Origin of the sequence: Haloferula chungangensis, assembly GCF_042664875.1 — a bacterium.
Lineage (GTDB): Bacteria > Verrucomicrobiota > Verrucomicrobiia > Verrucomicrobiales > Akkermansiaceae > Haloferula > Haloferula chungangensis.
Genome location: NZ_JBHTBS010000064.1, coordinates 1 through 799 on the forward strand (window position 1 = coordinate 1; position 799 = coordinate 799).

The 799-nt window shown below is 34.2% G+C and carries 1 protein-coding gene and 1 pseudogene; one reads left to right on the plus strand and one right to left on the minus strand.

The genetic code is table 11. The features are described 5' to 3' along the window. Nucleotides 1-290, minus strand: a pseudogene (locus ACFQY0_RS21205) (argininosuccinate synthase); the annotation flags it as partial. 188 nt (nucleotides 291-478) lie between these two features. Between ACFQY0_RS21205 and ACFQY0_RS21210 the strand changes: the two are divergent. Further along, nucleotides 479-799: competence protein ComK (locus tag ACFQY0_RS21210; RefSeq protein WP_379717060.1), on the plus strand; the 321-nt coding region annotated here is incomplete at its 3' end.

Here is a 799-nt window from a genome sequence, read left to right on the forward strand (position 1 = left end):
ACATCCTGCGTCTCTTCAATGAAAGCCTGCAGCGCTGGCTGCAATGGTGAATACCATAAGCCGTCGTAAATCATCTTGGACATTTGCTGTTCCACATTGACTTTATATTGAGAAACTTCTCTCGTTAATGTTAGGAATTCAAGTTCTTTATGAGCGTTAATCAAAATCATCGCTGCAGGGTTTTCATAAACTTCTCTTGATTTGATGCCAACTAGACGATTTTCCGTATGATCAATACGGCCGACTCCATGCAACCCGCCTAAATCATTTATTTTCTCAATCTGATCGATCGTTTCATTTCCGGATAAATAAATTATATGAATGTCTTTAACAAAACGCCAAACGCATAACGAACTAAAGTTAACTTTAAGTTAACTTTTGTTAATGAATTTTAAGCGATAATGTCATATAATTTATATATAACTAAAAGTTATGGTAGATATACGAAGTGAACGCTCAGTGACAGAAAGGAAAATACATGCATATCGAACTTACAAACCATTGTATTTACATAGAGCCAATTATGGATGTAAAGTACACATCACGTGCAGTATTTACGAACCAAGTGGCATATAGTACAAAAACAACGACAAAATGGGTCGATGATACCTTGAAAAGATATTACGCGACCAATATAGAGGCAAGAAAATATCATGCAAAAATACACTTCAACGTCCACAGGCTTACTCCCATTATCTTTACTACAAATAATGGATTTTTATTATTTCCACTTCCTGAAAAACAGTTTAAATTAAATAACTACTGGATTAATTTAAGTAAATGCTACGCATTTAAAGAG